A 13415-nucleotide genomic window follows, 5' to 3' on the forward strand; every position below is an offset into this window, starting at 1 on the left:
ATAAACCCGCTCGACTTGCATGTATTAGGCACGCCGCCAGCGTTCGTCCTGAGCCAGGATCAAACTCTCCATAGTAGAAAGATGACTTGCTCATTTGAAGCTAGCGAGATTTTGCAATCTCTTTTATAGTCGATTACTCGACTGTGCTTACTCACTCGTTGTTCAGTTTTCAAAGATCAACTACTCTTGTCCAACCTGCTCTCTTTCGAAAGCCGGAAGACCAATATACCACACTGAGTTTTCATTTGCAACTCTTAATTTCGAGTTGTTTTTTGTTGTGTTTCTTGTGTTTCTCGTGTTGTCCTCAGCGGCAACTTTTATAAGATACCACAGACCATATACACTTTGCAAGTCCTAATTTCAAAAAAATTAGAGGCACCAAATGGCGCCTCTAAACGAAGGAATTACTCGCCTTGGCGTTCACGCATCAATGGGAATAATAAAACATCACGGATCGATGGTGCATTCGTCAATAGCATAACCAAACGGTCAATACCTATACCTAATCCACCCGTTGGTGGCATGCCGTACTCAAGAGCACGAATGAAATCTTCATCCATTTCATGCGCTTCATCGTTGCCCAGATCTTTCTCACGTAGTTGAGCCTCAAAGCGCTCTCTCTGATCAATCGGATCATTAAGCTCTGTAAAAGCATTCGCATGCTCACGTGCCACGATAAAGAGCTCAAAGCGATCCGTAAAGCGTGGATCCTCGGGGTTCTTTTTGGCAAGTGGAGAAATCTCTAATGGATGTCCATAGATAAACGTAGGCTGAATCAATGTCTCTTCAACGAACGTCTCGAAGAATTGGTTCACAATGTGACCAAACGTCATATGCGGCTCAACAGAAACCTTATGCTCTTTGGCCAAACCATGCGCTTGCTCATTGGTCATATGAACGCTAAAATCTACACCCGTGACTTCTTTGATCGCATCAACCATGGAGACTCGTCTCCAACCTACAGCTAAATCAACCTCATGATCTCCATAAGGAATAGTCGTCTGACCAAGCACCTCTTGCGCGATATGAGCAACAAGCTCTTCTGTTAACTTCATGATATCTTTGTAGTCGGCATACGCCTCATACAACTCAATCATCGTAAATTCAGGGTTGTGGCGCGTAGAGATACCCTCATTGCGGTATACACGACCGATTTCGTACACTTTCTCTAGTCCACCTACGATTAAGCGCTTCAGGTGAAGCTCAATCGCAATACGCATATGAAGCTGCATATCCAGCGCATTATGATGTGTGTTAAATGGACGTGCAGAAGCCCCGCCCGCGATAGAATGCAGTGTTGGTGTCTCCACTTCCAAATAACCCAAAGAATCTAAATAACGGCGCATGGATTGAATGATTTTGGAACGAAGAATAAACGTCTTCTGAACATCTTGGTTCATAATCAAGTCTACATAACGTTGACGGTAGCGAAGCTCAACATCACTAAGGCCATGGAATTTATCCGGCAATGGAAGTAAAGATTTCGTCAATACCTCAAGTGATTTCACTTTAATAGAGGTTTCGCCTGTTTTCGTTTTGAAAACAACACCTTCCACCCCTACCATATCGCCTAGATCAAGAATATCGAAAGCTTTATAAATATTCGCATCCAGCGCATCTTCACGCACGTAGATTTGAATTTTTCCTGTAATGTCTTGCAGATGTGCGAAGCTAGCTTTACCCATACTTCTCTTCTGCATAATACGTCCTGCAATACGAACCACTACGTTCGCTTCATCTAGATCCTCTTTGCTCAGCTCTTGATAAGCAGAAAGTATCTCCCCGGCTGCATGCGTTCTTACAAACTTGCCGCCGAATGGATCGACACCAAGACCGCGAAGCTCGTCCAATTTGTTGCGCCTAATAACGAGCAATTCATTTAATTCTAATTCCTGACTCATGCTTTTCATCTCCTACGAATTAGTTTAGGGCTGTGAACGGAAAAAAGCTTCCTGACGGAAGCTTTCCAAAAGGCTTGCGGCTGCACGCTACTTTTTAATATCAATAATTTGATACTGAATGACGCCAGCAGGTACTACAACATCAACGTTGGTGCCCTTTTGCTTGCCAAGAATAGCTCTACCCACAGGGCTTTCATTAGAAATCTTATTCTGCAGCGGATCGGATTCAGCCGAACCTACAATGTTGTATTCTACCAAGTCGCCGAATTCCAAGTCTTTCAGTGTGACAATCGATCCTACACTAACCGTGTTAATATCGACCTCATCGTTATTAATAATCCGCGCGTTGCGCAGCATTTTTTCTAGAGTAATGATTCTTCCTTCAATAAAAGCTTGTTCATTCTTCGCATCTTCGTACTCGGAGTTCTCACTAATATCGCCATAACCGATAGCGACCTTAATTCTTTCCGCAACTTCACGGCGTTTCACGGATTTCAGATGCTCAAGCTCATCCTCTAATTTCCGTAGCCCTACTGGTGTAAGAATGACCTCTTTTTCAGCCATTGCCAACTGATCTCCCGTCATGTGAAAGATTTTCATATCGTTGAATCGATGCTTCCTGCTAGGAGTTGGGTCTTTATAGAGCTGATTCAAGTAGTATGAATTCACGTTTCATAATAAGTTGCTTACTCGTTAGTCTTTCAATATATGCAGGAACACATTAATATTGACTGATTATATTGCAACGGTTTCAAAATGTCAATGTCAACCATTGCTGCTTCTTTTTAATGCAGCACAGCTGATTCTTCGGCTGTCCCAGACACGGAACTCGTCGCAAGATGTTCGACATATGCGTCCAATGTACGAACCATTTCATCCCGCTTCTCTGTCTCCATGATGATATCTTTCACACGTGCTGCTCCTGTCATACCTTTGAGGTACCAAGCCATGTGTTTGCGCATTTCCTTCACCGCAACATGCTCACCCTTGAGGGCAATTAAACGGTCCATATGCAAAATCGCGATGCGGATTTTCTCTTCTGCCGATGGTTCCGGCGGAAGTTCACCGTTGGCTAGATATTGTACTGTACGATACAACATCCATGGGTTGCCTAACGCGCCACGTCCGATCATTACACCATCTACGCCTGTTTGGTCCAGCATGCGTTTGGCATCCTCAGGTGTGACAACATCACCGTTACCAATAACCGGAATCGATAGAGCTTGCTTCACCTCGCGAATGATATCCCAATCAGCTTTGCCCGTATACAGTTGCTCACGCGTACGCCCATGAACACTAACGGCACTGCCGCCGCCTCTTTCGACAGCTTTCGCATTTTCGACAGCATAAATATGTTCCGAATCCCAACCAATACGCATCTTCACCGTAACAGGTTTACTTACAGCAGCAACAACTGTCGCGATCATGGCTTCGATCTTATCTGGTTGAAGCAGCCATCTAGCGCCTGCATCACATTTCGTGATTTTGGGAACAGGGCACCCCATGTTGATATCAATAATATCGGCATTCGTATGTTGGTCAACAATTCTTGCCGCTTGAACCAACGTCTCCGTGTCGCCTCCAAAAATTTGAAGACTCAAAGGCTTTTCACGATCATCTACATATAACATCTCCAACGAACGTGCATTACCGTGTACGATCGCTTTATCACTAACCATCTCTGCACAGACTAAGCCTGTACCAAACTCCTTAGCGATTAATCGAAAGGCTGGATTACATACGCCAGCCATTGGGGCTAATACAACTCTATTGGGAGCTTCGACATTTCCTATTTTCAGCACCGAAGATTCCACTCCTCTCATTTCACAACTACTGCGACTAATTCCTCGGGTTCAATGTGAAGAACTTGCGAGATATTATGAATCATTTTATTGTCTGGTTTGCGTGTTCCACGTTCAATCGCCCCTAGAATGGCAATAGATACGCCTAACAAATCGGCCAATTCACTCTGCGTATAGCCTTTTAACTTACGAAAAGCGCGTATGCGCTGTGCTATTGAGCTTTTTTCCATAGGATGACGCCTTCCTTTCCTTCCAGTTTCTCCAAGTGTGCAGAGATAGATTCAAACAGAGCGTCCTGCCGCGCGTAGAGAACCTCAGAGAGGGGCACTAATACAAAAGCCCGCTCATGCATCCGCGGATGCGGAATGATCAAGTCGGGGGTCATAAGCTGATGGTCACCATACAGGAGCAAATCCAAGTCAATTGTTCGAGGTCCCCAACGTAAATCACGCTTCCGACCCAAACGGTTCTCAATGGCTAGCAAGGTAACCAGTAACGCTTCCGGCGATAAGTCCGTATGAATTTGAATCACCATATTTAGAAAAGCAGATTGATCCACATAGCCAACAGGCTCGGTTTCATAGATGCTAGATTGGCCCGTCACCGTGATCCCCGATTCCTCATTCAGCGCTGTAATAGCACTCTGCAAATAATGTTCACGCTTATCAATATTGGAGCCTAATGCGACGTAAGCAATTATGCGTTCTCGATCTTCGGCTGTCATTCCAATGCCCGCTTTCGGTTGATCTCTATGGTAACACCGTCAAAAATAACGGCGAAGGGCGGATGCGGCTTAATGACGCGAACCGTCACTTCATTGATACTAGTATAAGTATGCAGGAGCTCGGATGCAATATTTTCTGCTAATGCCTCGATTAATTTATACGTACGCCCTTCCACGATCTCTTTGATAAGGAAAAAAGCTTCACCATAATGAACCGTTTCTGTCAGTTCATCGTTCTTTCCAGCTTTATCTAAAGGGAGCATTAGCTCTACATCAACGTAGAAGCGTTGGCCCAGCGTATTTTCTTCAGGGAACACACCGTGATTACCAAAAAATTGCATGCGGGATAGGATGATTTTATCCATAGGGAAAGCCTCCAAGGTTGAAATAATGATATATATAAACTTAAAGTTTGCTGCGCAGCATGGCATCCGTCATAAGGGCTAACCGTTTGATGGCTTGAATATCGTGTACTCGAACGATTCCACACCCCTGCGCGATGCCTAGTACGACAGTTGCTGCCGTTCCTTCGAGGCGCTCCTCCGGAGGCAGCCCTAGGGTTAGTCCAATAACACTTTTACGCGATGTGCCCAAAAGCACTGGATATCCGAGATCTGCGATCGGGCGCAGGTTGTTCATTAGATATAGATTTTGCTCGTAGGATTTCGCAAAACCAATCCCGGGATCAAGAATGATATGCTCAGGCTTAATACCTGCATGAAGAGCTTGGTCTGTATAGCGTTGGAGATCCGCAATAACTTCTGGGAGAAATTCGACATATTCCGAGCTTATCCGATTATGGGTAATAATAAATGGACAATCATATTGCGCCACCACTGCTGCCATATCGGTATCTGCTTGACCGCCCCATACATCATTGATGATGTGGGCTCCTGCCTCAAGGGCTTGTCTAGCTACTTCAGCTTTGTAGGTATCAATGGAAATCGGGATGCTGATTTCACGGCGAATCGCCTCTACGATAGGGATGACACGTTGAAGTTCCTCATCTACTGTGACAATCGCAGCTCCAGGTCGCGTGGATTCTCCGCCAATATCGATGATATCTACGCCTTCTGCCACCATTTGGCGGGCTTTGCGAATCGCATCTTCGACTTGTGTGTAGCTTCCGCCATCCGAAAAGGAATCCGGCGTTACGTTTAATATGCCCATAATGATCGTTCGATCACCGATGGGCAGTTCGTGTCCTCTACAGGATAACACTTTCATGTAAGGTTCACTTCCTGTTCGTTACTGTGACATGGTGTAGCGTTGGATGAGTTGACTAGTTACAGGACCCGGAGATCCAGTGCCTACCGTATAGGTTTGTCCACTCGGTGTATACAAAGTGGTGACAGGAACAATTTCTTGGATCGAATTCACGAGAAATACTTCGTCTGCGTCTAAGAGATCTTCCCACCGGTATAAACCGTCCTGCCTAGGAATTTGAATCTGCTGTGCGAGTTCTATCACATGCGCTCTTGTGATGCCCGGCAAGATACCCGTATCGAGCGATGGGGTGTAGAGGGTGTCATTTTTGATGAAAAAGAGGTTACTGACGATCCCTTCCGCCACGTAGCCATCTTCCGAAAGCATAAGCCCCTCCGCCCCAGTAGCCCAATCGTATTGCCCTAGCTCTCTTCGAGCCAAAATGTTGTTCATATAATGAAAAGACTTAAATCGATATAAGCCTTCTGGTGTATTGCGTGGCAGCTTCAGTAGTTGCAACGCTTTGCCATGAAGGTAGGTTTTTTCATCCCTTGGCGGTAAAGGCTTAATGTAGATGATTTCCGAAGGCTTCGTATAGTCGCCGGTAGGAAGACCTAATGCCTCGACGCCCGCAGAGACGGTATAGCGGATATACGCCTCTTCGAGCTGGTTGGCTTGGAGAAGTTCTTCGACGAGACGTGTCAGGGTCTCTAGGTTAGGCTCGTAAACGATGCCAAGCTCCTGGCAACCATCCGTGAGACGACGAAGGTGCTCCGCAAGCAGGAACGGTTTGCGGTTATATGTGCGAAAAGTCTCAAACAAACCGATCCCGTACAGAAAACCGTGATCATAGACAGAGACCACGGCTTGTGTTTCTTCGGTTAAGATACCATTGACGGAGATGATCATACGTTAGTTAGACCCCTGACTTCGCTGTGCGGCGAAGAAAATTACGCAGCATTTGATGTCCATGCTGGGTGATGATCGATTCTGGGTGGAATTGCACGCCTTCGATCGGATACTCTTTATGACGCAAAGCCATGATTTCGCCTTCAGCTGTTTGTGCGCTGATTTCTAGACAATCCGGCAAGGTTTCTGTTTTTACAATTAACGAATGATAACGTGTTGCAATGAAAGGTGACGGAAGCCCTTCGAATAAGGTTTTCCCATCGTGGAAAATCTCCGAGGTTTTACCGTGCATCAAGCGCTCTGCGCGAATCACATCGCCACCGAAAGCTTGGCCAATGGATTGATGTCCGAGGCAAACGCCGAAAATCGGGATAATCCCTTTAAAATGGTCAATCAGTGATAAGCTAATTCCAGCTTCATTCGGCGTGCAAGGACCTGGAGATATTAAGATATGGTCCGGCGCCAACGCCTCGACCCCTGCCAAATCAATTTCGTCATTCCGACGAACGATGACTTCCTCACCAATCTCTCCTAAATACTGAACAAGGTTGTACGTAAACGAATCATAATTATCAATCACTAAAATCATTCTAAGCTCCCCTTTCGTCTCAGCCCATTCGGGCTTAAGCTCGGCTCATGCTCCGCTCGCTATACTCAATTGCTTTCCACATCGCTTTGGCTTTGTTCAAGGATTCGATGTATTCGCGCTCTGGTATGGAGTCTATGACGATCCCCGCTCCCGCTTGAATATGCCCCATCCCGTCAACCGCTACTAACGTGCGTATAATAATATTAAATTCCATATTGCCATTATAGTCAATCCATCCCATCGATCCCGTGTAAGGACCGCGGCGTACTGGCTCTAGTTCTTCAATGATTTCCATGCAGCGAATCTTCGGTGCGCCTGTAATGGTACCACCAGGAAAGGTCGCCGCGATGACATCATAGGCGTCCTTCCCTTCTGCTAATTCGCCGACAACTTCGGAGACGATGTGCATCACATGGGAATAGTACTCGATGACCATGAAGTCTTTCACATGGACGGAGCCATAACGCGAGATGCGGCCCAGATCGTTGCGCTCGAGATCGACCAGCATAACGTGCTCGGCGCGCTCTTTGTCGTTGTGGATGAGCTCGCCAGCTAGGCGCAGGTCATCCTCTGCATCCTTGCCGCGCGGGCGCGTGCCAGCGATCGGACGCGTCCGCAGGACGCCGTCCTCGAGCTGCACGAGCAGCTCCGGCGAGCCGGAGACAAGGGCGAAGCCTGCGAATCGCAGCAAGCCCATGTAGGGCGAAGGATTTACGATGCGCAGCGCCTCGTAAATCTCCTCTGGCGTCGTGCGCAACTGCCGGCTCTGTCTGACTGACAAGTTGACTTGGAACACGTCACCTTGAGAGATGTAGGCTTGGATGCGCTCCACCGCAGCCATGAACGCGGCTTTGTCGAAGGCAGGTTGGATGCCTTCGATGCTTTCGACGTCGATGTGCAGCTCCTCGCGCGCTATCATTGGTTGGTCGGCGCCACTCAGCGGAGTGCCGGACCAATTGCCTGCGCGAATCGCGTGCCAGCGCACGAGCATGGCTTCGGCGCGAGCGTGCGCTTGCGCATAGAGCTCGCCCAGGTCTGTAGTTGGGGAGCAAGGCATGTGCACAGCGATGTACAGGCTCTTCTCTGTGTGATCCAGCGTCCACACCTGATCATACATAGCGAAGCTGTAGTCAGGGATTGGCAGATCATCTTGCGCTTGCTCTGGCAATCTCTCAATGGTGCGAATCACATCGTAGCTCCAATAGCCTACGCACCCCCCGACAAATTTGGGGGCACCTTGGACTTTCGGACTACGATAGGCGGACATCCACTGCTTGACGATATCGAGCGGCTTTCCCTGCAGGTGAGAGAGCGCCGAGGTCGAGTCCCCTTTGATTTCTGCTTCCAAACCTGTGCCCCGCACAGTTGAAAAGGGATGCAACCCAAAATGCGTATAGCGCCCACCTTTTCCACTTTCAAGTACGAACGAATCCGGCGATGCCTCTTTCCATGCGTCTTCCCATGAGGCAATCCGATCATCAGCTAAACCTAATTTAATTACATATGGCAGCATGTTGTAGCTAGAAGACCACGCCTGCCATTGTTCCACTGTAGTTAAGATCATACTTGTGCTCCTTAAAATCCGTTAATTCGTTGTCCATTAGTATACTCCAACCCTATACAGAAAAAAAGCCCCAGCTGTAATAGCTGAAGGCTTGATCTCTTTGACATGGGACTCGATCTTATTGCTCTTCGAATTGATACAAAGGCGTGGAAAGGTAACGCTCACCGTTACTTGGAATTACAGCAACAACACGTTTGCCAGCGCCTAGCTCTTTAGCAACCTTCAATGCTGCGAAAATCGCTGCACCGGAGGAAATTCCGCCAAGGATACCTTCTTCTTTGGCAACACGGCGTGAAGTTTCGAATGCGTCTTCGTTCTCAACCGCAATAATTTCATCGTACACATTCGTATTCAAAATATCTGGAACAAAACCTGCACCGATACCTTGAATTTTATGAGGACCTGGCTTACCACCAGAAAGAACTGGGGATGCTGCAGGTTCAATTGCGTAAATTTTGATGTTCGGGAAGTTTTCTTTCAAAACGCCACCTGCACCTGTGATTGTACCACCTGTACCGATACCGGAGATGAAAGCATCCAGTTTCCCATCATGTGCGTTGATCGCTTCCACGATTTCTGGTCCTGTCGTTTCACGGTGAACCTTTACATTCGCTTGGTTCTTAAATTGTTGTGGAATGAAGTAGGAAGGATTCTCTGCTTGAAGTTCTTCCGCACGTTTAATTGCGCCCTTCATGCCTTCTGCTCCAGGAGTTAGAACGAGCTGTGCACCGTAAGCGCGAAGCAGGTTACGTCTCTCCAATGACATTGTTTCTGGCATAACTAGAATAGCTTTGTATCCTTTAGCTGCTGCCACCAAGGCAATCCCGATTCCCGTGTTACCACTTGTCGGTTCTACAATTGTGTCACCTGGTTTTAATTTGCCTTCTTGCTCGGCAACTTCGATCATGGAGATGGCAATACGGTCTTTCACGCTAGCACCTGGATTTTGGTACTCTAGTTTCACATAAACCTCTGCACTGCCTTCTGGAACAACACGGTTCAAACGAACTAGTGGTGTATCTCCAATCAAATCCGTAATGCTCTGTACTAATCTTGCCATAATATTTCCCCTCCAGATTAAGTTTGAATGATTTCCGAGTTAATTAGTCGGTATTAATTATACTAATCTTAACAATGCACTTACAGGTTGTCAACCAATTTCTCACAATCTCTTATCGAAGCGTTGGATCCAACACACTCGCCTTCCATTTACCGCGTAGCTGCGCGACAAACTCTTTCAATGGAGGTGCTTGTTGCAACGCAAGCTCCCTACGTACATTCTCCCGAATGTACACCAGATCCGGGTTCTTTTTGTCACGTCTACTCTTAAGTAATACGACGGCAAATCCTTGTAAAACAGGGATAGGCTTGCTAACTTCGCCAACTTTCAGCAATTTTGCTGATTCCAATATTGGAGCCTCCACAAAAGGATCATCCCCTTCAATCCAACCCAAATCACCACCATTGTTATTGGTGGCATCATCAATGGATCGATCTCTGGCAAGAATCCCAAAGCTCACCCCTTTGGCTAGTTCCGCAATGACTTTCGTTGCTTGTTCCTTCGTGGATACAATGATCTGCCCAATGTTGTATTCCGTGTCTTGTTCAAACTCATCTGCATGAGTCTTTATGTAGGTATCAACTTGAGTATCTGTGATGTGAATGGATGCCGTTGCTAACTTCTCAAGTAACAACTTATTCGATACATCCTCGTGGATTTCCTGCTCAGACATTCCCAATTGACTTTGCATGGAGTCATAAAACTGCCCTTCACTTTCGTACCCTTGCTGCATCCTTTTCAGCTCACGATTGATTTCCGCACTCTCTACCTTAATCCCCGTTTCATTTCCCTCTAGGCGAATTACTTCACGATCCAGCATTTGACTTAGCTGCTCTGGGCCATAATGGCGTGCGAGCGCTGATTCGAGCTCATCCATGGTAATTTCACGATTCCCAATTTTGGCGATAACTCGTGTATGCATCTTCTCACCCTGCTGTTCTGGCTCCGGTGATTGTCTTGGTTCTGATTGGTTGATAGCATGACTGATCAGCAAGGATGCGAGCACGAGAATACATATCGCCATCGCGATGATGACTCCCCACAATCGCTTTACATTGCGCATCCTATTTCCCTCTTTTACTTCCATATTGCTGCTTGCACCTGTATTCACTAGCTAAAATCAAGCAGATTACCATGCTTGCAGATCAATCATCCGTTGTAAATCTTCTCCTTCATACCGGTAAGCTTCATTACAGAAATGGCAAACAACTTCGGCAACGCCCTCTTCTTCCAGCATTTCTTGAAGTTCTTTTTTGCCTAGTGAAATCAAGGTAGACTCCACTTTCTCCCGACTGCATTTGCAGCGGAACATCACGTCCATCTCGTCAAGCTTACGGAAGGAGGGGAGCACGGTTTGTAAAATTTCTTCTAAATTCAATCCTCCGCCTAACATGTGCGTGAACGTCGGGATTTGGCCTAACATCGCTTCAATCTCATCAATTTCACTATTTGTTAAACCTGGAAGCAACTGAATCACAAATCCCCCTGAAGCAAGAATCGTATGATCCTTATTCACCAATACCCCTAGCGCGACAGCTGAAGGCGTTTGTTCAGACTTTGCAAAATAATAGGTAAAATCCTCTGCTAATTCGCCTGAAATTAAAGGAACACTTCCTTTATAAGGCTCTTTCATGCCTAGATCTTTCGTTATGTATAAAAAACCGTCTGTGCCCACGGCAGCAGCAACGTCTAACTTACCGTTCTCTTTGAGCGGCGGATCTACCAAAGGATTATCTACGTATCCACGCACTTCACCCTTCGCATTTGCATCCACCACGATTTGCCCGATCGGGCCATCCCCTTTGACTTGCACAATGAGATGTTCCTCTCCCTTAAGCATAGCAGCTATTAGAAGCGCCGCCGCGGCTGTTCTTCCTAAGGCAGCTGTCGCTGTTGGCGTCGTTTGATGCCTTTGGCTAAGCTCTTCTGTTAGGTGCGTCGTCTGAACAGCGAACGCGCGTACGCGTCCATCTAGCGCTGTTCCTCGAATTAAATAATCACTCATGTCAATTTCCTTCCTTATACTGCTTAGACATTTTTCTCATAAATCATTTGTAACCCTTGTAACGTAAGCAAAGGATTGACGACTTGTATCGTCCGTGACTCACTAGAAATAAGCTCAGCCAATCCACCCGTCGCGATAACTGTAGGATTTACATTAAACTCTTGAATGACCCGTCCGACGATTCCATCAACTTGCCCAACATACCCATAAATAATTCCTGCTTGCATCGCTGCAACGGTATTCCGACCCACCACACTCTTCGGCTTAACCAGCTCAATACGCGGCAACTTCGCTGCTTTCTGATACAACGCCTCGGTGGAGATCCCAATGCCAGGCGCAATGGCGCATCCCACTAGTTGCCCTGAGGAATCAATGTAATCGTACGTTGTAGCTGTGCCGAAATCGACGATAATGCACGGAGCTCCATATAGCTCCAGCGCCGCTACCGCATTCACGATGCGGTCTGCTCCAACTTCCTTTGGATTGTCCACACGGACGTTCAATCCTGTTTTAATCCCTGGTCCTACGATAAACGGTGCCCTTTTCAAGTAGTGTAAGCAGAGGTTTTCCATTGCATTCATCAACGGGGGCACGACAGATGAAATAATGACACCTTCTACTTGTGCAAAGGAAATACCTGAGTGTTGGAACAAACTGTGCAGCTGCATGCCATACTCATCCACGGTAGCCGACCGATTCGTGCTTACCCGCCAATGATGCAAGAGCGTACGTTCTTGGTAAAGGCCGAGCACAATGTTCGTATTCCCGACATCGATAACGAGAATCATAGTGCCGTCTCCTTCCGCTCATTCAGATCTAGTGAAATATCGAGCGCTGCTACCGAGTACGTCAGTCGTCCAACGGAAATCACGTCTACACCCGTTTCTGCCATTGCTTTAATCGTTTGCGGGGTGACTGAACCTGATCCTTCTACTACAATATGCGGCGCTTTGCTTTTAATTATCGAAACTGCTTCTTTCATTTGAACTGGAGCCATATTGTCCAACATGATGATATCCGCATGGGCTTGAAGCGCTTCATGCAGTTGCTCAAAATTCTCAACCTCCACCTCGATCTTCATCGTGTGGGGAATGTTCTGACGAGCTGCTTGAATGGCTTGGGTAATGCCACCAGAGCCTTTGATATGATTATCTTTAATCATAACCGCATCATAAAGACCGAAGCGATGATTATAACCACCACCAACGCGCACCGCATATTTCTCAAGCAATCTGTGTCCAGGCGTTGTTTTGCGTGTGTCAACCAGTCTAGTAGGCAATCCTTCTAAAGCAACCACAAATTCATGTGTCTTCGTGGCGATCCCCGACAATCGTTGCATCAAATTCAGACTCAACCGCTCGCCCAATAGGATGCTTCGAGTATTGCCTTCCACTTCAGCTAGTATGGTCCCTTTATTAACAGACGATCCTTCGAGCACTTTTGTTTCAAAACGAAGAGAAGCATCGATCACAGCAAAAACCTCCTGCGCGATGCGAAGCCCACAAATAATTCCATCTTCTTTGACGTGGATAATCCCTTTGGATACTTGTTCCAAAGGGATTGTTGTCAAAGTCGTGACATCACCAGTGCCGATATCTTCTTCAAGCCATAGGCGAATTTGCTTACGAACTAATTCCATATTTATTTCTAACATA

The 13415-nt window shown here is 46.7% G+C and carries 15 protein-coding genes and 1 rRNA gene; all 16 read right to left on the minus strand.

Going from position 1 to position 13415, the window contains the following annotated elements:
- Positions 1–75: ribosomal RNA gene (locus HQN88_RS34920) — 16S ribosomal RNA — on the minus strand; the annotation flags it as partial.
- A gap of 329 nt (positions 76–404) precedes the next feature.
- Positions 405–1901 (minus strand): lysine--tRNA ligase, encoded by a 1497-nt coding sequence (lysS, locus tag HQN88_RS34925; RefSeq protein ID WP_173120964.1) that lies wholly within the window; start codon positions 1899–1901, stop codon positions 405–407.
- An 87-nt stretch (positions 1902–1988) separates the two neighbouring features.
- Positions 1989–2465 (minus strand): transcription elongation factor GreA, encoded by a 477-nt coding sequence (gene greA, locus HQN88_RS34930; RefSeq protein ID WP_028557404.1) that lies wholly within the window; start codon positions 2463–2465, stop codon positions 1989–1991.
- Between the two features lie 221 nt (positions 2466–2686).
- Positions 2687–3703 carry a tRNA dihydrouridine synthase DusB gene (gene dusB / locus HQN88_RS34935; protein WP_173120966.1) on the minus strand — a complete coding sequence of 339 codons (1017 nt, stop codon included), beginning with the start codon at positions 3701–3703 and terminating at the stop codon, positions 2687–2689.
- 17 nt (positions 3704–3720) lie between these two features.
- Positions 3721–3933, minus strand: coding sequence for a helix-turn-helix domain-containing protein (locus HQN88_RS34940; RefSeq protein ID WP_173120968.1), 213 nt, complete (start codon positions 3931–3933; stop codon positions 3721–3723).
- The gene (gene folK / locus HQN88_RS34945; RefSeq protein ID WP_173120970.1) at positions 3915–4427 is read right to left on the minus strand and encodes a 2-amino-4-hydroxy-6-hydroxymethyldihydropteridine diphosphokinase; all 513 of its coding nucleotides are present in this window, start codon (positions 4425–4427) and stop codon (positions 3915–3917) included. Before folK ends, HQN88_RS34940 begins: the two co-directional genes overlap by 19 nt.
- A complete protein-coding gene (folB, locus tag HQN88_RS34950) occupies positions 4424–4792 on the minus strand; it encodes a dihydroneopterin aldolase (protein ID WP_173120972.1) in 369 nt (122 codons plus the stop codon). The genes folK and folB overlap by 4 nt, the downstream gene beginning before the upstream one ends.
- Before the next feature lie 40 nt (positions 4793–4832).
- Positions 4833–5654, minus strand: coding sequence for a dihydropteroate synthase (gene folP, locus HQN88_RS34955; RefSeq protein WP_173120974.1), 822 nt, complete (start codon positions 5652–5654; stop codon positions 4833–4835).
- Between the two features lie 21 nt (positions 5655–5675).
- The gene (gene pabC / locus HQN88_RS34960; RefSeq protein ID WP_173120976.1) at positions 5676–6542 is read right to left on the minus strand and encodes an aminodeoxychorismate lyase; all 867 of its coding nucleotides are present in this window, start codon (positions 6540–6542) and stop codon (positions 5676–5678) included.
- 7 nt (positions 6543–6549) lie between these two features.
- Entirely contained in the window at positions 6550–7131 is a 582-nt protein-coding gene (pabA, locus tag HQN88_RS34965) for an aminodeoxychorismate/anthranilate synthase component II (protein ID WP_056617898.1), read from the minus strand.
- A 34-nt stretch (positions 7132–7165) separates the two neighbouring features.
- Positions 7166–8695 (minus strand): anthranilate synthase component I family protein, encoded by a 1530-nt coding sequence (locus tag HQN88_RS34970; RefSeq protein ID WP_173120978.1) that lies wholly within the window; start codon positions 8693–8695, stop codon positions 7166–7168.
- A gap of 118 nt (positions 8696–8813) precedes the next feature.
- Entirely contained in the window at positions 8814–9755 is a 942-nt protein-coding gene (gene cysK / locus HQN88_RS34975; protein WP_173120980.1) for a cysteine synthase A, read from the minus strand.
- 112 nt (positions 9756–9867) lie between these two features.
- On the minus strand, positions 9868–10818 hold the full coding sequence (locus tag HQN88_RS34980) for a peptidylprolyl isomerase (protein ID WP_173120982.1): 951 nt from the start codon (positions 10816–10818) through the stop codon (positions 9868–9870).
- A gap of 66 nt (positions 10819–10884) precedes the next feature.
- Entirely contained in the window at positions 10885–11760 is an 876-nt protein-coding gene (hslO, locus tag HQN88_RS34985) for an Hsp33 family molecular chaperone HslO (protein WP_173120984.1), read from the minus strand.
- A 23-nt stretch (positions 11761–11783) separates the two neighbouring features.
- Positions 11784–12548, minus strand: a complete 765-nt coding sequence (locus tag HQN88_RS34990) for a type III pantothenate kinase (protein WP_056617913.1) — start codon at positions 12546–12548, stop codon at positions 11784–11786.
- Positions 12545–13414 carry a carboxylating nicotinate-nucleotide diphosphorylase gene (gene nadC, locus HQN88_RS34995; protein WP_173120986.1) on the minus strand — a complete coding sequence of 290 codons (870 nt, stop codon included), beginning with the start codon at positions 13412–13414 and terminating at the stop codon, positions 12545–12547. Before nadC ends, HQN88_RS34990 begins: the two co-directional genes overlap by 4 nt.
- Position 13415: the final 1 nt, after the last annotated feature.

This window comes from Paenibacillus qinlingensis, assembly GCF_013204845.1.
In the GTDB taxonomy this organism is placed as follows: domain Bacteria; phylum Bacillota; class Bacilli; order Paenibacillales; family NBRC-103111; genus Paenibacillus_E; species Paenibacillus_E qinlingensis.

Coding starts and splice junctions, on each gene's coding strand:
- lysS (WP_173120964.1), bottom strand. CDS start 1,901: ATGAGTCAGGAATTAGAATTAAATGAATTGCTCGTTATTAGGCGCAAC.
- greA (WP_028557404.1), bottom strand. CDS start 2,465: ATGGCTGAAAAAGAGGTCATTCTTACACCAGTAGGGCTACGGAAATTA.
- HQN88_RS34940 (WP_173120968.1), bottom strand. CDS start 3,933: ATGGAAAAAAGCTCAATAGCACAGCGCATACGCGCTTTTCGTAAGTTA.
- folK (WP_173120970.1), bottom strand. CDS start 4,427: ATGACAGCCGAAGATCGAGAACGCATAATTGCTTACGTCGCATTAGGC.
- folB (WP_173120972.1), bottom strand. CDS start 4,792: ATGGATAAAATCATCCTATCCCGCATGCAATTTTTTGGTAATCACGGT.
- folP (WP_173120974.1), bottom strand. CDS start 5,654: ATGAAAGTGTTATCCTGTAGAGGACACGAACTGCCCATCGGTGATCGA.
- pabC (WP_173120976.1), bottom strand. CDS start 6,542: ATGATCATCTCCGTCAATGGTATCTTAACCGAAGAAACACAAGCCGTG.
- pabA (WP_056617898.1), bottom strand. CDS start 7,131: ATGATTTTAGTGATTGATAATTATGATTCGTTTACGTACAACCTTGTT.
- HQN88_RS34970 (WP_173120978.1), bottom strand. CDS start 8,695: ATGATCTTAACTACAGTGGAACAATGGCAGGCGTGGTCTTCTAGCTAC.
- cysK (WP_173120980.1), bottom strand. CDS start 9,755: ATGGCAAGATTAGTACAGAGCATTACGGATTTGATTGGAGATACACCA.
- HQN88_RS34980 (WP_173120982.1), bottom strand. CDS start 10,818: ATGCGCAATGTAAAGCGATTGTGGGGAGTCATCATCGCGATGGCGATA.
- hslO (WP_173120984.1), bottom strand. CDS start 11,760: ATGAGTGATTATTTAATTCGAGGAACAGCGCTAGATGGACGCGTACGC.
- HQN88_RS34990 (WP_056617913.1), bottom strand. CDS start 12,548: ATGATTCTCGTTATCGATGTCGGGAATACGAACATTGTGCTCGGCCTT.
- nadC (WP_173120986.1), bottom strand. CDS start 13,414: ATGTTAGAAATAAATATGGAATTAGTTCGTAAGCAAATTCGCCTATGG.